This is a genomic window from Cellulomonas algicola (genome assembly GCF_003851725.1).
Classification (GTDB): domain Bacteria; phylum Actinomycetota; class Actinomycetes; order Actinomycetales; family Cellulomonadaceae; genus Cellulomonas; species Cellulomonas algicola.
Map to the genome: position 1 here is coordinate 25502 of NZ_BHYL01000070.1, position 18227 is coordinate 43728.

At 73.7% G+C, this 18227-nt stretch carries 21 protein-coding genes; 13 read left to right on the forward strand and 8 right to left on the reverse strand.

Translation table 11 applies throughout. The features are described from left to right. Positions 1 to 2: 2 nt before the first annotated feature. From CTKZ_RS05540 to CTKZ_RS05575, 8 genes are all read left to right on the forward strand, one after another. The gene (locus CTKZ_RS05540; RefSeq protein WP_124342015.1) at positions 3 to 569 is read left to right on the forward strand and encodes a pyridoxamine 5'-phosphate oxidase family protein; all 567 of its coding nucleotides are present in this window, start codon (positions 3 to 5) and stop codon (positions 567 to 569) included. Positions 570 to 747: 178 nt separating this feature from the next. Continuing rightward, a complete protein-coding gene (locus CTKZ_RS05545; RefSeq protein ID WP_124342016.1) occupies positions 748 to 1305 on the forward strand; it encodes an AMIN-like domain-containing (lipo)protein in 558 nt (185 codons plus the stop codon). A 286-nt stretch (positions 1306 to 1591) separates the two neighbouring features. Then, positions 1592 to 3466, forward strand: coding sequence for an acetolactate synthase large subunit (locus CTKZ_RS05550; protein WP_124342017.1), 1875 nt, complete (start codon positions 1592 to 1594; stop codon positions 3464 to 3466). 3 nt (positions 3467 to 3469) lie between these two features. Continuing rightward, the gene (gene ilvN / locus CTKZ_RS05555; protein WP_124342018.1) at positions 3470 to 3994 is read left to right on the forward strand and encodes an acetolactate synthase small subunit; all 525 of its coding nucleotides are present in this window, start codon (positions 3470 to 3472) and stop codon (positions 3992 to 3994) included. A gap of 45 nt (positions 3995 to 4039) precedes the next feature. Next, the gene (ilvC, locus tag CTKZ_RS05560; RefSeq protein ID WP_124342019.1) at positions 4040 to 5068 is read left to right on the forward strand and encodes a ketol-acid reductoisomerase; all 1029 of its coding nucleotides are present in this window, start codon (positions 4040 to 4042) and stop codon (positions 5066 to 5068) included. A 103-nt stretch (positions 5069 to 5171) separates the two neighbouring features. After that, positions 5172 to 5714 carry an ASCH domain-containing protein gene (locus CTKZ_RS05565; protein ID WP_124342020.1) on the forward strand — a complete coding sequence of 181 codons (543 nt, stop codon included), beginning with the start codon at positions 5172 to 5174 and terminating at the stop codon, positions 5712 to 5714. A 105-nt stretch (positions 5715 to 5819) separates the two neighbouring features. Further along, positions 5820 to 6884 carry a 3-isopropylmalate dehydrogenase gene (locus CTKZ_RS05570; protein ID WP_124342021.1) on the forward strand — a complete coding sequence of 355 codons (1065 nt, stop codon included), beginning with the start codon at positions 5820 to 5822 and terminating at the stop codon, positions 6882 to 6884. 126 nt (positions 6885 to 7010) lie between these two features. Beyond that, on the forward strand, positions 7011 to 8120 hold the full coding sequence (locus CTKZ_RS05575; protein ID WP_124342022.1) for a branched-chain amino acid aminotransferase: 1110 nt from the start codon (positions 7011 to 7013) through the stop codon (positions 8118 to 8120). Between the two features lie 43 nt (positions 8121 to 8163). On the opposite strand, the gene CTKZ_RS05580 is transcribed toward CTKZ_RS05575, so the two are convergent. Together CTKZ_RS05580 and CTKZ_RS05585 are read right to left on the reverse strand one after the other, a co-directional pair. After that, complete coding sequence (locus tag CTKZ_RS05580; RefSeq protein ID WP_124342023.1) at positions 8164 to 8469, reverse strand: hypothetical protein; 306 nt, start codon at positions 8467 to 8469, stop codon at positions 8164 to 8166. A gap of 78 nt (positions 8470 to 8547) precedes the next feature. Beyond that, entirely contained in the window at positions 8548 to 9234 is a 687-nt protein-coding gene (locus tag CTKZ_RS05585; RefSeq protein WP_200829647.1) for a DUF6069 family protein, read from the reverse strand. 347 nt (positions 9235 to 9581) lie between these two features. Here CTKZ_RS05585 and cimA point away from each other — a divergent pair, with 347 nt between their 5' ends. The 3 genes from cimA (at position 9582) to lplB (ending at position 13281) form a co-directional block, all read left to right on the forward strand. Beyond that, a complete protein-coding gene (gene cimA / locus CTKZ_RS05590; RefSeq protein ID WP_268904333.1) occupies positions 9582 to 11213 on the forward strand; it encodes a citramalate synthase in 1632 nt (543 codons plus the stop codon). A 90-nt stretch (positions 11214 to 11303) separates the two neighbouring features. After that, the gene (locus tag CTKZ_RS05595; RefSeq protein ID WP_124342024.1) at positions 11304 to 12179 is read left to right on the forward strand and encodes a sensor domain-containing protein; all 876 of its coding nucleotides are present in this window, start codon (positions 11304 to 11306) and stop codon (positions 12177 to 12179) included. A 25-nt stretch (positions 12180 to 12204) separates the two neighbouring features. After that, positions 12205 to 13281, forward strand: a complete 1077-nt coding sequence (gene lplB, locus CTKZ_RS05600; RefSeq protein WP_124342025.1) for a lipoate-protein ligase small subunit — start codon at positions 12205 to 12207, stop codon at positions 13279 to 13281. Positions 13282 to 13359: 78 nt separating this feature from the next. Here the strand turns inward: lplB and CTKZ_RS05605 are convergent, their stop codons facing one another. Then, positions 13360 to 13680, reverse strand: a complete 321-nt coding sequence (locus CTKZ_RS05605) for a DUF202 domain-containing protein (protein WP_124342026.1) — start codon at positions 13678 to 13680, stop codon at positions 13360 to 13362. Then, a complete protein-coding gene (locus CTKZ_RS05610) occupies positions 13677 to 14042 on the reverse strand; it encodes a YidH family protein (protein ID WP_124342027.1) in 366 nt (121 codons plus the stop codon). Before CTKZ_RS05610 ends, CTKZ_RS05605 begins: the two co-directional genes overlap by 4 nt. Positions 14043 to 14280: 238 nt before the next feature. On the opposite strand from CTKZ_RS05610, the gene CTKZ_RS05615 reads away from it, so the two are divergent. After that, entirely contained in the window at positions 14281 to 14466 is a 186-nt protein-coding gene (locus tag CTKZ_RS05615; protein WP_124342028.1) for a hypothetical protein, read from the forward strand. A 99-nt stretch (positions 14467 to 14565) separates the two neighbouring features. On the opposite strand, the gene CTKZ_RS05620 is transcribed toward CTKZ_RS05615, so the two are convergent. Together CTKZ_RS05620 and ybaK are read right to left on the reverse strand one after the other, a co-directional pair. Beyond that, positions 14566 to 15333, reverse strand: coding sequence for a YggS family pyridoxal phosphate-dependent enzyme (locus CTKZ_RS05620; protein ID WP_124342029.1), 768 nt, complete (start codon positions 15331 to 15333; stop codon positions 14566 to 14568). Between the two features lie 29 nt (positions 15334 to 15362). Further along, a complete protein-coding gene (ybaK, locus tag CTKZ_RS05625; protein ID WP_124342030.1) occupies positions 15363 to 15866 on the reverse strand; it encodes a Cys-tRNA(Pro) deacylase in 504 nt (167 codons plus the stop codon). An 85-nt stretch (positions 15867 to 15951) separates the two neighbouring features. On the opposite strand from ybaK, the gene CTKZ_RS05630 reads away from it, so the two are divergent. Then, a complete protein-coding gene (locus CTKZ_RS05630; protein WP_124342031.1) occupies positions 15952 to 16350 on the forward strand; it encodes a YccF domain-containing protein in 399 nt (132 codons plus the stop codon). Positions 16351 to 16381: 31 nt separating this feature from the next. Here the strand turns inward: CTKZ_RS05630 and CTKZ_RS05635 are convergent, their stop codons facing one another. Beyond that, the gene (locus CTKZ_RS05635; RefSeq protein ID WP_124342032.1) at positions 16382 to 16996 is read right to left on the reverse strand and encodes a VIT1/CCC1 transporter family protein; all 615 of its coding nucleotides are present in this window, start codon (positions 16994 to 16996) and stop codon (positions 16382 to 16384) included. Positions 16997 to 17137: 141 nt separating this feature from the next. Further along, positions 17138 to 18227, reverse strand: a 1090-nt coding sequence (locus CTKZ_RS05640; protein WP_124342033.1) for a DUF3516 domain-containing protein, incomplete at its 5' end; no start/stop codon positions are given.

Here is an 18227-nt window from a genome sequence, read left to right on the forward strand (position 1 = left end):
CGATGGGCAAGGTCCACGAGCGGATCGACGAGCGCATGCGGCGCTTCCTCCTCGCGCAGCACGTGTTCTTCGTCGCGACCGCCCCGAGCGGCCCGGACGGGCGCGTCAACGTGTCGCCCAAGGGCGTCGACGGGTCGTTCGTGGTCCTCGACGACCACACCGTCGCGTACCTGGACCTCACCGCGAGCGGCGCCGAGACCATCGCGCACCTGCGGGAGAACGGCCGGATCACGGTGATGTTCTGCGCCTTCGACGGCCCGCCGAACATCGTGCGGCTGCACGGCCGCGGCCGGTTCGTGACGCTCTACGACGACGGCTTCGCCGAGCTGCTCGCGCTGTTCCCCGAGACACGCGGTGCGCGAGCCGTGGTGGTCGTCGACGTCGAGCGCGTCTCCGACTCGTGCGGGTACGGCGTGCCGCTCATGGACTACGTCGGCGAGCGGGACCTGCTGCCGCCGTACATGGAGCGCAAGGGGGCCGACGGGCAGGCGGCGTACCGGCGGCAGAAGAACCGCACGAGCATCGACGGTCTCCCGGCGTTCGACTTCGACCCGGAGCCCGCGGTCTGACCCCGACGTATCTGGCGGGGGTGCGGTGGGCTCCTCCCGGTGTGGGCCTCGCGCCGCGCCCGCCCGACAGCGCCCACCGGCGGACGCGTCCCGGTGCCGGCCCGACGACGCCGTCGCCGCCGGGCCAGCCACCGCACCCTGGGGAAGCACCCTGCCCGACGTCCCGAGGTGGTGCCTCGTGCGCAAGTCGATCGTCTCCCTGCTCGCTCTCGCTCTCGTCGCAGGCCTGAACCTGCTCTCCGCCCCCGCCGCGTCCGCGGCCGCCTACTGCGGCCAGGTGTGGGGCTCCTTCGACAAGTCGGCCTTCGGCTACCCGAACGGGGAGGTGACGGGGGTCCGCGCCGGCCGGCACGACTGCTACGACCGGCTGGTGCTCGACGTGAACGCGCCGCTCACGGGCTGGTCCGTCCGGTACGTGCCCGTCGTGACGCAGGACGGTTCCGGCCTGCCGGTCGACGTGCGCGGGGGCGCGCGTCTCGAAGTCGTGGCCGACGCCGGCGTCATCCCGACCGACTCATGGTTCGTCGCCTCCGGCGGCCGGCTGGTCGACACGTCGGCCTACCGGACCTTCCGCGACGTCGTGTGGGCCGGGAGCTTCGAGGGGTACACGACGATCGGCCTGGGTGTCCGGGCGCGCCTGCCGTTCCGGGCGTTCGTGCTCGCCGGTCCGGGCAGCGGCTCACGGCTGGTCGTGGACGTCGGGCACCAGTGGTGCGCGACAGGGACGACCTGCTGACCGCGCGGGGGATGGCCGCCCGACCTGCGAGGACGGGCGGCCACCGTTCCGACGGGTGGACACGTGAACCATCATGTGAGACGGCGTGACACCGCACCGACGGAGGCGTAGGGTCGCTCGCGTGCAGACGATCCTCGTAGTACTTCCTGAGCGCGCCGGCTGAGGCCACCGCACCAGGTCTCGTCCGCGCGCGCACCCCTCGTCCCGCCTCCCACGTCGGGGCCCGAGGGGTTTTTCTGTGTTCCGGCCCGACGAACACCCCACCGCACCACCCAGGGAGACACCGATGGTCCAGGGTCCTCACCCGGCACCGCCGCGAACGCCCGCGCCGCCCGTCCCGCAGGCCAGCCCCGCCGCCGTCGCGCACGCCCGCGGCGACCGTGAGCGCGTCCCGGCCGCCCCGACGACGGTCGAGAAGGTCACGGGCGCGCAGTCGATCGTCCGCTCGCTCGAGGAGCAGGGCGTCGAGGCCGTCTTCGGCATCCCGGGCGGCGCGATCCTCCCGCTGTACGACCCGCTCATGGACTCCGCGAAGGTGCGGCACATCCTCGTGCGGCACGAGCAGGGCGGCGGCCACGCGGCCGCCGGGTACGCCGCCGCGACCGGCAAGGTCGGCGTGTGCATGGCGACGTCCGGTCCGGGTGCGACCAACCTCGTGACCCCCATCGCCGACGCGCACATGGACTCGGTGCCGCTCGTCGCGATCACGGGCCAGGTCGTCGCGTCGCTCATCGGCACCGACGGGTTCCAGGAGGCCGACATCGTCGGCATCACGCTCCCGGTGACCAAGCACAACTACCTCGTGACCGACGCGGACGACATCCCGCGCGTGATCGCCGAGGCGTTCCACATCGCCGCGAGCGGTCGGCCCGGTCCCGTGCTCGTCGACATCTCGAAGTCGGCCATGCAGGCGCAGACGACGTTCTCGTGGCCGCAGGAGGTGTCGCTGCCCGGCTACCACCCGGTGACCAAGCCGCACGCCAAGCAGATCCGCGAGGCCGCGCGCCTGCTCGCGACGTCCCGCCGGCCCGTGCTGTACGTCGGCGGCGGCGTGATCCGCGCCGGTGCCGCCGCGGAGCTGCGCGCGCTCGTCGACGCGTCGGGCGCCCCGGCCGTCACGACGCTCATGGCCCGCGGCGCGCTGCCCGACACGCACCCGCAGCACCTCGGCATGCCCGGTATGCACGGGACCGTCGCCGCCGTCGCCGCGCTGCAGAAGGCCGACCTCGTGGTCGCGCTCGGCGCGCGGTTCGACGACCGCGTGACCGGCCAGCTCGCGTCGTTCGCGCCGAACGCCACGGTCGTGCACGCCGACATCGACCCCGCGGAGATCGGCAAGAACAAGGCCGTCGACGTGCCGATCGTCGGCGACCTGCGCGAGGTCCTCACGGACCTGCTGCCGGAGCTCGCGCGCGAGCACGGCCAGCACGGCAAGCCGGACCTCGAGGCGTGGTGGAAGCAGCTCGACGCGTGGCGCGAGACGTTCCCGCTGGGCTACGACGAGCCGTCCGACGGCCACCTGGCCCCGCAGCACGTCATCCAGCGCATCGGCGAGCTCTCGGGCCCCGAGGCGATCTACGCGGCGGGCGTGGGGCAGCACCAGATGTGGGCCGCGCAGTTCATCAAGTACCAGCGCCCCAACTCGTGGCTGAACTCGGGCGGCCTCGGCACCATGGGCTACTCGGTGCCCGCGGCGATGGGTGCGAAGGTCGGCCAGCCGGACCGCACGGTGTGGGCGATCGACGGCGACGGCTGCTTCCAGATGACCAACCAGGAGCTCGCCACCTGCACGATCAACGACATCCCGATCAAGGTCGCGGTCATCAACAACTCGTCGCTCGGCATGGTCCGCCAGTGGCAGACGCTGTTCTACGAGTCGCGGTACTCGAACACCGACCTGCACACCGGCCACGGCACCGTGCGCGTGCCCGACTTCGTCAAGCTCGCGGACGCGTACGGCTGCGTCGGCCTGCGCTGCGAGTCGAAGGCCGACGTCGACGCGACCATCAAGCGCGCACTCGAGATCGACGACCGCCCCGTGGTCGTGGACTTCACCGTGTCGCGCGACGCCATGGTGTGGCCGATGGTCGCCGCGGGCGTGAGCAACGACGACATCCAGTACGCCCGGGGCATCAGCCCCGCGTGGGACCGGGAGGACTGACCCATGAGCCGCCACACCCTCTCCGTGCTGGTCGAGAACAAGCCCGGCGTCCTCACGCGCGTCGCGGGCCTGTTCGCCCGCCGCTCGTTCAACATCCACTCGCTCGCCGTGGGCCCGACGGAGCACGAGGAGATCTCGCGCATCACCGTCGTCGTCGACGTCGACGAGCTGCCCCTGGAGCAGGTGACGAAGCAGCTCAACAAGCTGATCAACGTCATCAAGATCGTCGAGCTCGAGGACGCGTCCTCGGTGCAGCGCGAGCTGCTGCTCGTCAAGGTCAAGGCCGACACCGCCCAGCGGACGTCGGTCCTCGAGGTCGTCCAGCTGTTCCGGGCGCACGTCGTCGACGTCGTCCCGGACACCGTCGTCGTCGAGGCGACGGGCAGCCCCGGCAAGCTCGACGCCCTCCTGACCGCCCTGGAGCCGTTCGGCATCCGTGAGATCGTGCAGTCCGGCACGGTCGCCATCGGCCGCGGCTCGCGCTCGATCACGGACCGGGCGCTCGAGCGCGTCTCGCGCTCCGCCTGACACCCTTCCTGACTGCACCACCGAACACGAACGAGGAGATCCACCGTGGCTGAGCTGTTCTACGACGACGACGCCGACCTGTCGGTCATCCAGTCCAAGAAGGTCGCCGTCATCGGCTACGGCAGCCAGGGGCACGCGCACTCCCTGAACCTGCGCGACTCGGGCGTCGACGTCACCGTCGGCCTCCGTGAGGGCTCGGCGTCCCGCGCCAAGGCCGAGAACGAGGGCCTCAAGGTCGCGACGGTCGCCGAGGCGGTCGCCGGTGCCGACGTCGTCGTCATCCTCGCGCCCGACCAGGTGCAGCGGATCGTCTACCGCGACGAGATCGAGCCGAACCTCAAGGACGGCGCCGCGCTCGTCTTCGGCCACGGCTTCAACATCCGTTTCGGCTACATCAAGCCGGCCGCCGGCCACGACGTCCTCATGGTCGCCCCGAAGGGCCCGGGTCACCTGGTCCGCCGCGAGTACGCCGACGGCCGTGGCGTGCCGGTCATCGTCGCCGTCGAGCAGGACGCGTCGGGCGAGGCGTGGAAGCTCGCGCTGTCCTACGCCAAGGGCATCGGCGGCCTGCGCGCCGCGGGCATCAAGACGACCTTCACCGAGGAGACGGAGACCGACCTCTTCGGCGAGCAGGCCGTCCTGTGCGGTGGCGTGTCGCAGCTCATCCAGTACGGCTTCGAGACGCTGACCGAGGCCGGCTACCAGCCCGAGGTCGCGTACTTCGAGGTGCTGCACGAGCTCAAGCTCATCGTCGACCTCATCTTCGAGGGCGGCATCACCAAGCAGCGCTGGTCGGTGTCCGACACCGCCGAGTACGGCGACTACGTCTCGGGCCCGCGCGTCATCACGCCGGACGTCAAGGCGAACATGCAGGCCGTCCTCGCGGACATCCAGAACGGTGCCTTCGCCAAGCGCTTCATCGACGACCAGGACGCCGGCGCGCCGGAGTTCAAGGAGCTGCGCGAGAAGGGCCAGAACCACCCGATCGAGCCGGTCGGCCGCGAGCTGCGCAAGCTGTTCGCATGGGTGAAGCCGTCGGACTCCGACTATGTCGAGGGTTCGGCCGCTCGCTGACGGACCGCATGCCTCGACGGGCGTGCGACCAGGGTTCCCGCCCAGGTCGCACGCCCGTCGTGCTTCACGCCAAGATGGGCGCACCACCGACGGAGGGACGACGATGACCGACCAGTCGACGATCGGCGCGCACGGCGAGGACCAGCGGATCACCGCGTTCTGGCAGGCGGCCCGCGGGCACCTGGGGCTCGGCAAGCTCGACGCCGTGATGGGGGAGCAGCCGAAGGACGTCGTCCCGCCGCCGTCGTGGTCGTTCGGCGACAACCCGGCGCTCGCCGACCAGCTGCTCGCGCTCGTCCTCGACGGCCGCAAGACGGGCACGTCGACCGCCCTGGCGGAGCTCGAGGACGAGGGCCTGGGCCTGCCGGTCGTGGGCGACCTGTCGATCGTCCTGGACGGCACGGGCGAGCCGCGCGCGCTGCTGCGCACGACCGAGGTCGAGGTCGTGCCGTTCGACCAGGTCGGCGACGACCACGCGCACGCCGAGGGCGAGGACGACCTGTCGCTCGCGTCGTGGCGCACCGAGCACGAGAAGTACTGGCGCCGCGTGCTGGGCGACGACCGGTTCTCGCCCGACCTGGCGGTGGTGACCGAGCGGTTCGAGCTCGTGTACCCGACGAGCGGGCCGACGCCGGCCGTCGACTGAGGCGTCGCGGTCGACCAGGCCGCGAGGGCGGGAGGGCCCCGGCGCACGCATTCCAGGTATCGAGATGGCCGTTCCGGCCACTGGGACGAGGGTTAGGGTGCTCTCATGGCACCGAACGCTCCTGCCCAGGCCCTCCGCCTCGCCGTCGTCGCCGGTGACGGCATCGGGACCGAGGTCGTCGAGCAGGGGCTGCTGGTCCTCGAGGCCGCGCTGCACGGCACGGGCACCACGGTGTCGACCACCGACTTCGACCTGGGCGCGCGCCGCTGGCACGCGACGGGCGAGACGCTCACGGACACCGACCTCGACGCGATCCGCGGCCACGACGCGATCCTCCTGGGCGCGATCGGCGACCCGTCCGTCCCGTCGGGCGTCCTCGAGCGCGGTCTGCTGCTCAAGCTCCGCTTCGCGCTGGACCACTACGTGAACCTGCGCCCGGGCCGCCTGTACCCGGGCGTGACCAGCCCGCTCGCGAACCCCGGCGAGGTCGACTTCGTCGTCGTCCGCGAGGGCACCGAGGGCCCGTACGTCGGCAACGGCGGTGCGATCCGTGTCGGCACGCCGGCCGAGGTCGCCAACGAGGTGAGCGTCAACACCGCGTTCGGCGTCGAGCGCGTCGTGCGCGACGCGTTCGCCCGGGCCGCCGCCCGCCCGCGCAAGAAGCTCACGCTCGTGCACAAGCACAACGTCCTCGTGCACGCGGGCCACCTGTGGCGCCGCACGGTCGAGGCCGTCAACGCCGAGTTCCCCGACGTCACGGTCGACTACCTGCACGTCGACGCGGCGACGATATTCCTCGTGACCAACCCGTCGCGCTTCGACGTGATCGTCACGGACAACCTCTTCGGCGACATCCTCACGGACCTCGCCGCGGCGATCACCGGCGGCATCGGCCTGGCCGCGTCGGCGAACATCAACCCGGACCGCACGGCGCCGAGCATGTTCGAGCCCGTGCACGGCTCCGCGCCCGACATCGCAGGCCAGGGCAAGGCCGACCCGACCGCCACCGTGCTGTCGGTCGCGCTCCTGCTCGACCACCTGGGCCAGACCGACGCGGCGCGCCGCGTCGAGGCCGCCGTCGCCGCCGACCTGGTCGAGCGCGGCTCGGCGGACCGAGTACGGTCGACGGCCGAGGTGGGCAAGGACCTCGCCGCGCGCGTCGCCGGCTGACGTCCGCTCCCCGCGCCGCCGCGCGCACGGTCGACCCGTCGTCGACCTGCGGTCCTGGCGCGACCTGTCCACCCGGCCGTCCTCACCGGTACCGTCATCAACGACCCTGGTGAAAGGCCCCCCGACATGAGCACCCTCGCAGCACCCACGTCCGCCGACCAGTTCGAGATCCGGCTGACGGACACCCCCGTCGACGAGACCACCCGCGCCGCGGCGCTGGAGTCGCCGAAGTTCGGCACGGTCTTCACCGAGCACATGGCCCGCATCTCCTACCGGGACGGCGAGGGCTGGCACGACCGCCGCGTCGAGAAGTACGGCCCGCTGCAGCTCGACCCCGCGACCGCCGTCCTGCACTACGCGCAGGAGATCTTCGAGGGCCTCAAGGCGTACCAGCACGCCGACGGCTCCGTCTGGACGTTCCGCCCGCAGGCCAACGCCGCGCGGTTCGCGCGCTCCGCCCAGCGCCTCGCGCTGCCGCCGCTGTCGGAGGCCGACTTCCTCGGCTCGATCACGGCGCTCGTCCAGACGGACCGCGACTGGGTGCCGACGGGCGAGGAGACCAGCCTGTACCTGCGGCCGTTCATGTACGCCTCGGAGAGCTTCCTCGGCGTGCGCCCGTCGCTCGAGGCCGAGTACCTGGTCATCGCGTCGCCGGTCGGCCCGTACTTCTCGGGCGGCCTCAAGCCCGTGTCGATCTGGGTCGACACCGAGTACCACCGCGCCGGCGCGGGCGGCACCGGGGCGGCCAAGTGCGGCGGCAACTACGCCGCGAGCCTCCTGCCGCAGCAGAACGCGTACGCCAAGGGTTGCGAGCAGGTCTGCTTCCTCGACGCGACGACGAACACGCTGCTCGAGGAGCTCGGCGGCATGAACATCGTCGTGATCGGCGCCGACGGCAGCGCGTCGACGCCGCCGGTCTCGGGCTCGATCCTCGAGGGCGTGACGCGCGGCTCGATCCTCCAGCTCCTGTCCGACGCCGGGCACGAGGTCAACGAGCGGCCCATCCCGCTCGCGGAGCTCCGCGCGGGCATCCAGGACGGCTCGGTCTCCGAGGTGTTCGCGTGCGGCACCGCCGCGGTCGTCACGCCGATCGGGCGCCTCGCGAGCGACGACTTCGACCTCACGGTCGGCGACGGCGGTACGGGCCCCGTCACGGGCCGCATCCGCGCCGAGCTCACCGACATCCAGTACGGCCGCGCGACCGACCGTCACGGCTGGTTGCACCGCCTGGTCTGACCGCGTCCCCCGGACCGCGACGGCGACGAGGGCGGGACCGCGATCAGGTCCCGCCCTCGTGCCTGATCGGCCTGTACGCCTCGAGCGCCGCGGCGCCGCGTCTCGAGGCCTCGGCGCGCGCTGCGTCGCCCGCCGTCGCGTAGAGGTCCGCCTCGTCGGAGAGCCTGCGTGCGGTGAGCTCGGCCAGCGACCGGACCTGCGCGTCCGACCACGGCCAGCCCTCCTTGTACTCGGCGTACTCCGCGCCGCCGATGACGTGCCCGAGCGCGGCGGCCGCGGCCTCCTCGCCGCGCGCGCTCAGGTTGTCGCGCGCGGCGCGCAGGTCGGCCAGCACCGGTGCCTCGTCCATCCCCACATCGTGCCAGCAGGGCCGCGGTCGTCCGTCCGAGGCCGCGCCCGTCGGGCCCCCGGGTGAGCGTCCGTTCCGTCAGACCCGCGGGACCGGTCGACGGGTCCAGGTGAGGACGCCCGACAGCAGCGACCAGATCGCGATCCCGATGACGAGGTGCACGATGCCGGTCGCGACCGCCGAGGTCGCGTCGTCGGTCCACGTCAGCGGCAGCAGCGCGGCGACGAGCGTGACCAGGCCGATGATCCAGCCGAAGAACGACCGGGGCCGCGGCGTGGTGAGCACCAGGACGTGGAGCAGCGCGCCCGCGACGAGGGCGGCGACCACGGCACCGACGACGAGCGACGTCATGGGCGAGTCCGTGCCGAAGAGGTCCTGGACGACCAGGTCGATGCCGAGGATCTCCTGCAGGACGAGCACGCCGGCGACCGCCACGAGCGCGGCGACGAGCGCGGTCGCGCCGACACCCGCCCAGTACCGGCCCGCGTCGAGCCCGGGCCGGACCGGGGTGACGGGGACGGCGGCGACGGGGGTGCCCGCCGGGTAGAGCGGCTGCGCGGCCGGTGCGGCCACGGCGGGCTGCACGACCGCCGGCTGGACGACGGGCGGCTGCGCGACCGGCTGCGCCACGGGCTGCGCGACCGGCTGAGCCACGGGTTGCGCGACGGGCTGGGCGTACGGCTGCGTCGGCGCCGACGGCTGCGCGGCGGGCCGCGTCGACTGCCGCTCGGGCGGCTGGGGCACGGGTGCGTTCGGGTCGGACATGGGTCTCCTCGCAGCTCGTCGCGCGCGGGCTGTGCCCCCTCACCTGCGGTGCACCGCCCGGCTGTCCATTGGGTGGAACGAGTGACCACTCACCGTGACGTGTGCCACGATGAGGCCGTGACCATCTTCACGCTCATTATCGAGTAGCGCGTCAGCAGACACCGCTGACGCGCAGACCTCCCGTTCTCGGGGGGTCTTTTTGTTGGTCGGGCACCACCCCCGCCCGGCCGCACGCCGACCACGTCACCGCCCACCACCGCGGGGCCGGGGTCGACGGGACGCCGCCACCCGCAGGTAGCGTCAGGACGCCGCCGGGACGCCCGTCCCCGCACCGAGGAGAGCCGACCGTGACCGCAGCACCCCAGCCCACGGCCCTGTCGTTCGAGGTCTACGACACGACGTTGCGCGACGGCGCCCAGCAGGAGGGCATGAACCTCTCGGTCGCGGACAAGCTCGCGATCGCGCCGCTGCTCGACGAGCTGGGCGTGGGCTTCATCGAGGGCGGCTGGCCGGGCGCGGTGCCGAAGGACACGGAGTTCTTCAAGCGCGCGGCGAAGGAGCTCGACCTCAAGAACGCCGAGCTCGCGGCGTTCGGGTCGACGCGCAAGGCGGGGACGCGGGCCGTCGACGACCCGCAGGTGCGCGCGCTGCTCGACTCGGAAGCGCCGGTCGTGACGCTCGTCGCGAAGAGCGACCTGCGGCACGCGGAGCGCGCGCTGCGCACGACGGGCGAGGAGAACCTCGCCATGATCGCGGACACGGTGCAGCTCCTCGTGCGGGAGGGGCGGCGCGCCGTCGTCGACGCGGAGCACTTCTTCGACGGCTACCGGTTCGACCCGGCGTACTCGCGGGCCGCGGTGCTGGCGGCGTTCGAGGCGGGGGCCGAGGTCGTCGCGCTGTGCGACACCAACGGCGGCATGATCCCGGCCTGGGTCACGCAGATCGTGCACGAGATCCGCGAGGCCGTCGGCCCGGACGCGGTGCTCGGGATGCACGCGCACAACGACTCGGGCTGCGCGGTCGCGAACACGCTCGCGGCCGTGGAGGCCGGGTGCGCGCACGTGCAGGGCTGCGTCAACGGGTACGGCGAGCGCACGGGCAACGCGGACCTGCTCTCGGTCGTCGCGAACCTCGAGCTCAAGTACGGCCTGCCGGTGCTGCGTCGCGCCGACGACGCCCCGGGCGGCCTGCCCGAGCTCACGCGCATCGCGCACGCGATCGCCGAGATCACCAACATCTCGCCGTTCGCGCGGCAGCCGTACGTCGGGGCGAGCGCGTTCGCGCACAAGGCCGGGCTGCACGCCTCGGCGATCCGCGTCGACCCCGACCTCTACCAGCACATCGACCCGATGCAGGTCGGCAACGACATGCGGATGCTCGTGTCCGACATGGCGGGCCGCGCGTCGATCGAGCTCAAGGGCCGCGAGCTCGGCTTCGACCTGTCCGGGCAGCCCGAGGTGCTCGGCCGCATCACGGACCGCGTCAAGGACGCCGAGGCCCGCGGGTACACGTACGAGGCCGCGGACGCGTCGTTCGAGCTGCTGCTCGTCGAGGAGGTGCACGGCGCACGCCCGCAGTACTTCCGCGTCGAGTCGTGGCGCACGATCGTCGAGCGGGTCGGGGGCCGCGGCACGCTCGCGACGGCCGAGGCGACCGTCAAGCTGCACGCCGGCGGCGAGCGGATCGTCAGCACCGGTGAGGGCAACGGCCCCGTCAACGCGCTCGACCACGCGCTGCGGCAGGCGCTCGTGCGCGTCTACCCGGAGGTCGAGACGTTCGAGCTCATCGACTTCAAGGTGCGCATCCTCGACTCCATGCACGGCACCGACGCGGTGACGCGCGTCCTCATCGAGACGAGCGACGGCCAGCGGTCGTGGAGCACGGTCGGCGTCGGCCCGAACCTGCTCGAGGCGTCGTGGGAGGCGCTCACCGACTCGACCATCTGGGGCCTGCACGCACGCGGCGTCGCGCCGCGCTGAGATTTCGCCCTCCCGGCTGCCCGGCCGGGACCTAGGGTCGGTGCTGACGGGTGCGCTGACCTGGACCGGCCCGTCGGGAGGAGCGACGACGTGGCGGGCACGCAGCCGCAGGCGGACGGGACCGCGCCCGACGGCGGCCCGCCCGACGGGTCGACGTGGGAGCCGCCGCGGGAGCACCGCGCGCGCGGCTGGTGGTGGCTCCTCGTCGTCGCGGTCGTCGTCGTGGTGGTGCTGCTCGTCGTCCGTCCGTGGGCGACCGCCGCGCCCGTGCCGACCCCCTCGGCCGACAGCACCACGACGAGCTCGTCCCCCACGCCGACGCCCACCGTGAGCGTCGTGCCCCCCGCGGACGAGGCCGTGTTCGACGCGACGACCCTCGGCTCCCTGTTCGTCACGGACACGGACCTCGAGACCGACGTGCCGGCCGCGCGCGACGGCATCGACCGGACCGACACGGGGGAGATGGTCTGGGGGCTGCCCGAGGGCTCGAGCGTCGACCCCGCGTCGTGCACGACCGCCGTGACCGTGGTCGCCGCGCCACCTCCCGCCTACGGCGGACGCATCTGGGCGAACGACGCGATGACGTTCGTCCAGCAGGTGACGGTGCTGCCCGACCCGGCGTCGGCCCGCCAGGCGTTCGCGCAGCTCGTCACGACCGTCGACGCGTGCCCCACCTACTCCCAGGTCAACCCCGGCGTCGACGGTGCGACCTGGACCGCCGACGCGGCGATCGAGGGGCAGGGGGTGTACCCGTCGATCGTGCAGCCGGTGGTGCACGCCGCCGAGGGCGACGAGGTGCCGGCGTACCGCGGCCACCTCCTGGTCGGGAACGCGATCGTGACGTGGACGGCCTCGGCGCTCGCGGACGCGGACGCGCAGGCCGCGCTCGACACGCTGGGCGACCCGGAGTCGCTCGACACGATGGTCCAGCACCGCGCGCAGGAGGCGGTGCTCGCCCTGGGCTGACGCGCAGTCCGCCTAGGGTGGGGGCGTGCACGGCGAGTACAAGGTTCCGGGCGGCAAGCTCGTGGTGGTCGACGTCGACGTGGTCGACGGCGACCTGAGCGGCACGAGCGTGAGCGGCGACTTCTTCCTCGAGCCCGACGAGGCGCTCGACGTCGTGCGGTCCGCGCTCGACGGCCAGCCCGCGGACGCCCCGACGTCGCGGTTGGCGGCCGTGGTGGACGACGCGCTCGCGACGGCGCACGCGGAGGGCCGCCTCTCGCAGCCGCCGGTCATGGTCGGCTTCGACGCGCGCGCCGTGGCGGTCGCGGTGCGCCGCGCGCTCGGGCTGTCGACGGCCTGGGCGGACCACACGTTCGAGGTCCTGCACCCCGGCCCGCTGCCGCCCGCGGTCCACACGGCGCTCGACCAGGTGCTCACCGAGGAGCTCGCGGCGGGCCGGCGCGGGCCGACGCTGCGGTTCTGGGAGTGGGTCGAGCCGGCGGTGATCATCGGGTCGTTCCAGTCGCTGCGCAACGAGGTCGACCTCGAGGCGGTCGAGCGGTACGGGATCACGGTGGTGCGTCGCGTCTCCGGTGGCGGCGCGATGTTCATGGAGGCCGGGAACTGCATCACGTTCTCGCTGGTCGTGCCCGCGTCGCTCGTGGACGGCATGAGCTTCGAGGACTCGTACGCGTTCCTCAACCAGTGGGTGCTGGGTGCGCTCGCCGACGTGGGCGTGCGCGCGGAGCTCAGCGGGCTCAACGACATCTCGTCCCCCGCGGGGAAGATCGCGGGCTCGGCCCAGAAGCGGGTCGTCGGCGGCGCGGTGCTGCACCACGTGACGATGTCGTACGACATCGACGCCACGAAGATGCTCGAGGTCCTGCGGATCGGGCGCGAGAAGCTGTCCGACAAGGGCACGCGGAGCGCGAACAAGCGCGTCGACCCGGTGCGCTCGCAGACGCACCTGCCGCGCGAGGCGGTGATCGCGGCGTTCCGGGCGCACTTCGAGGCGCACTACGCCACACGCGAGGGGGAGCTGCGCCCCGACGAGCTCGCGCGGGCGCGGGAGCTCGCGCGCACCAAGTTCGCCGACCCCGCGTGGACGGCGCGCGTGCCCTGACCCGGGGGTCCGGAGTCGCCGGTCGTCCCGTCGCGCGCGCACGCGGTCCGGCGGCGGGCCCGCGACGGCCGCGAGGCGTCAGGTGGTCCCGTGCGCCAGGACGACCACCAGCGCGGCGACGCCGAGCAGCCCGACGCCGACGGCGCACACGCCCACGAGCTGACCGCCGGGCCGCTCACCGCGGCTGGTCGCGAGCAGCCAGCCCCGGCGACGGCCGGCGGCCAGGAGCACCAGACCGGCGCCCACCAGGCCCGCGAGCCCGAGCACCCAGGCGACGGGTCCGACGACGTCCTGCAGCAGCCGCCCACCGGCGACGCCGCCCGCAGCGAGCCCGAGCGCGGTGCGGCGCCACGCGAGCCGCGTCCGCTCGGCAGCCAGGCCCACGTCCTCGACGGTCACGACAGCAGCAGCCCGAGCAGGACGAGGACGCCCGCGACGAGCACCCCGACGACGAGCGCGAGGAACCCGACAGGGGGCGGCAGGGGGTCGCCGCGGCGCATCGCCCGCTCGGCACGCGCCCACCCCAGCCACGCGAGCAGAGGAGCGGCCGCACCGAGCACGACGAGCAGGGTCGCGGCGGCGAGCCGGAGGCGCGGCTCGACGGGCAGGTCGAGCGCCTCGAGGGCGACCCCGCCGGCGAGGAGGGCGAGCGAGGTGCGGACCCAGGCGAGGAAGGTGCGCTCGTTGGCGAGCGAGAACCGGGCGTCGGGCTCGTCGCCGGTGCCGTAGACCCAGCGAGGGCGGCGGGTGTCGGGGGACATGGCCCCATCCTCGCGTCAGCCGCGGCGGTCGAGCGTCACGCACGACACGACCGACCGGACCGGCTGCGCGAGGCTCGGACGGCACTGGCACGGCCGACGCGCGACCACGGGGAGCGCGACGCGCCTGCCGGTGCCCCGCGTCGTCACCTGGACGTGCGACCTGCGTCACGCCGCCGCGACGTATCTGACGCACGCGTGGCGCCTCCTGAACGGCGACCGGGTGAGGGAGGGGACGATCGTGACGCTGCTCGAGCGCGACCTGCGCCGGATGCACGTGCTGCACCAGCGCGAGCTGCACACGCGCCTGCACCGCAGCGCCCGCGCGGAGCTGCGCACGGCCCAGGAGGTGCTGCTGCGCGGCGGACATCCCGCACGCACCGACCGAACCGCGAGCCGGCGCGCCGAGGCGGGCGCAGCCCGCTGACGTGCGCCGCCCGCTGGCAGGCGCAGCCCGCTGACGGCGGTACGTGGGCCACGAGGCCCGACGTCGCGCACGACGCTGCCGCACTGGTGAGCCGGTGGGTCAGAGCGGCGGACGGGCGCCGAACACCGCCGAGCCCACGCGGACGAGCGTCGCGCCGTGCCGGACGGCGATCTCCAGGTCCCCGCTCATGCCCATCGACAGCCCGCGCGCCTGCGCGGTCCCCGGGGCGCCGGACGCGACGACGTCGTCGCGCAGGGCGGCCAGAGCCGCGTACCCCGCGCCCACCGCCACAGGGTCGGGCGACCGGAGCCCCACGGTCATGAACCCCGCGAGGCGCAGGCCGGGGAGGGCCGCGACCGCGATCGCGAGGTCGGTCGCCGCTTCGTGCGGCACGCCGTGCTTGGTCGGCTCGCCCGAGACGTTGACCTGCACCAGGACGGCGAGCGGGACGGCCCGGTCGGTGCAGCGCTCCGACAGGCGCCGCGCGAGCGCGATCGACTCGACCGACTCGACGCACGACACCCAGCGCAGGGCGGCGTTCACCTTGTTCGACTGGAGCGGGCCGATGAGGTGCGTCACGGGCGCCAGGTCGGCCAGGTCCGGCCCCTTCGCGACGAGCTCCTGCACGCGGTTCTCGCCGATCAGGACGGGGGCGAGCGACGGGTCCGCCTCGACCGCCGACGCGTCGGCGGCCAGCGCGGCACGCACGCGCGCGGCGTCGACCGTCTTCGTGGCGAGCAGCACCCGCACGGACCGCGGGTCACGTCCGGCCGCGGCGCAGGCCGCCGCGACGCGCGCGCGCACGGCGGCGAGGCGGTCGGCCAGCAAGGTGCGCTCGTCGTCGGCGCCGGACGCGGTCTCGGTCACGGCGTCAGACGGTACCGCGCGGCCCGCGGTCAGCCGCGCGCGATGTCGGCGACGGTCGCGGACGTGAGCCGGACGAGGTCGTCGGGCGCGAGCTCGACGTCGAGGCCGCGGCGACCGCCCGAGACGAACACGGTGTCGAACAGCCACACCGTCTCGTCGACGACGGTCGGGTGCGCGGCCTTCTGGCCGAGCGGCGAGATGCCGCCGACGACGTAGCCGGTCGCGCGCTCGGCGTCCGGCTTCGCCGCCATCGCCGCCTTCTTGCCGCCGGCCGCGTGCGCGAGCGCCTTGAGGTCGAGCTTCCCGGTGACCGGCACGACCGCGACCGTGAGGCGGCCGTCGACGCTCGTCATGAGCGTCTTGAAGACCTGCTCCGCGGGGACCCCGAGGACCTGCGCGGCCTCGAGCCCGTACCCGACGTCGCTCGCGGGGTCGTGATCGTAGGGATGCGCGGTGTGCGGCACCCCGGCCGCGGCGAGCGCGACGAGCGCGGGGGTGCCGGTCGGGGCGTGCTTCGCGTCCTTCTTGGCCACGGGCGCCAGCCTAGGACGCGCACGCACGCACCGGGCGGGCCGTCCGGGCCGTCACGCGGGTCCCGCGAGGTGCGAGGCTGGGGGCGTGAACACCCTGCTCAACGTCATCTGGCTCGTCTTCGCGGGATTCTGGCTCGCGCTCGGCTACGTCGCCGCGGGCGTGCTGTGCTGCCTGCTCATCGTCACGATCCCGTTCGGGATCGCGTCGTTCCGCATCGCCGGGTACGCGCTGTGGCCGTTCGGGCGCACGGTCGTCGACAAGCGGACCGCGGGCGCGTGGTCGACGATCGGCAACGTCATCTGGGTCGTCGTCGCGGGGATCTGGCTCGCGATCGGCCACGTCGTCACGGCGATCCCGCTGTTCGTGTCGATCATCGGCATCCCGATGGGCATCGCGAACCTCAAGATGATCCCGGTGTCGCTGCTGCCGCTCGGCAAGGAGATCGTCCCCACGGACCGCCCGTTCGCGGCCTACGGCGCCTGACGCCGGCGTCGCCGCGCGCCACCCGCCGGCGTCAGAGCGCGAGCCCGACGACGCTGCCGACGCCGTAGGTGACGGCCATCGCGAGACCGCCCCCGATCACGTTGCGCAGCACGGCCCGGCGGACGGGTGCGCTGCCGGCCCGGGCGCTCAGCGCGCCGGTCACGACGAGCGCGACGATCACGGCCGCAGCGACGACCGGCACGCGCGCACCGGCGGTCGGGACGAGCAGCACCGCGAGGACGGGGACGAGCCCGCCGACGAGGAACGCGACGAGCGACGCCCCGGCGGCGTGCCACGGGTCGGTGAGCTCGGTGTCGTCGTCGAGGGCGCCCGTCGCGATGCCCGCGCGCTCGGCGTCGCGCTGCGACGAGACGGAGACGTACTCGCCCGCGGCCATGGAGAGCGCCCCGGCGACCAGGCCTGCGATGCCCGCGGTGACGACCGCGGACCGGGCGGGTGCGGCGCCGGCGACGCCGACGACCATCGCCGCGACGGACACGATGCCGTCGTTCGCGCCGAGGACGGCGGCGCGGAGCCGGTTGAGGCGGCCGGCGCTCAGGGGCTCGGGGGTCGGTGCGGACGGCTCGACAGGGCTCCCGGCGGGGGAGCGACGCGGTCCGACGAGGTGGGTCGACAGGACGCTCATGCGTCCACCGTAGGCACGTCGCCGGGCCTTGTCATCGCAGGAAAGGCTGGCCTGACCTGCGGAAACACAGTCGAGCCTTACCTCACTGAGCCTCGCCTCACCGCCGCCGACGGCCAGCGGGAGGCCCGTGCGCGGGGTCCGTCAGAGCGGCCCGACGGCCGTCACGCGGAGCTGCACCTCGCCCGTCTCGTCCGAGCCCGCCAGGTCGACGACGGCGTCGACCCGCCAGTCGTGGTCGCCCTCGGGGTCGTCGAGCAGCTGCCGGACCTGCCACGTCGTCGGGGTCGCCGTCACCTGGAAGAGCGCCGGTCCGCGTGCCGCCGGCCCGGTGAGGACCTCGTCGTGGTCGTCGTAGAACGGGTCGAGCGCCTCGGCCCAGCGGTCCGACGTCCACGGCGTGCCCTCGTCGTCGCGGTCCCCGAGCGCGGCGAGCGGGTCGTACGCCTCCCGGGCGAGCAGCTCGACGCGGCGGAACAGCGCGCCGCGGACCAGCGCGCGGAAGACCCGCGGGTTGGCGGTGATCGGCTCGGGGGTGTCGTCGTCGGTGCCGCCGGGCGCGTCGGCGCCGGGCTCGTCGAGCGGGTTCGACAGGCGCTCCCACTCGTCGAGCAGGCTCGAGTCCGTGCGGCGGACCAGGTCGCCGAGCCACTCGACGATCTCCCACAGCTCCTCGGTGCGGGCGTCCTCGGGGACCGTCTGGCGCAGCGCGCGGTACGCGTCGGCGAGGTAGCGCAGCAGCACGCCCTCCGTGCGGTCGAGCTGGTAGTGCGACACGTACTCGGCGAACGTCATCGCCTTCTCGTGCATCTCGCGCACGACCGACTTGGGCGACAGCGCGAGGTCGGCGACCCACGGGTTGGTCTGCCGGTAGGTCGTGAACGCGGCCTCCAGCAGCTCCGCGAGCGGCTTCGGGTACGTGACGTCCTCGAGCAGCGCCATGCGCTCGTCGTAGTCGAGGCCGTCGGCCTTCATCGCGGCGACGGCCTCGCCGCGGGCGCGGTTCTCCTGCGCCGCGAGCACCTGGCGCGGGTCGTCGAGCGTCGCCTCGAGGACCGAGACCACGTCGTGCGCGTACGCCGGGTCGTCGCGGTCGAGCAGGTCGAGCGCGGCGTACGCGAACGGCGACAGCGCCTGGTTGAGCGCGAAGTTCGCGGGCAGGTCCTGCGTCAGACGGACCGCGCGGCGGCGGCCGTGGGGCGCCGACCGGTCCTCGACCCCCGGCCGCTCGACC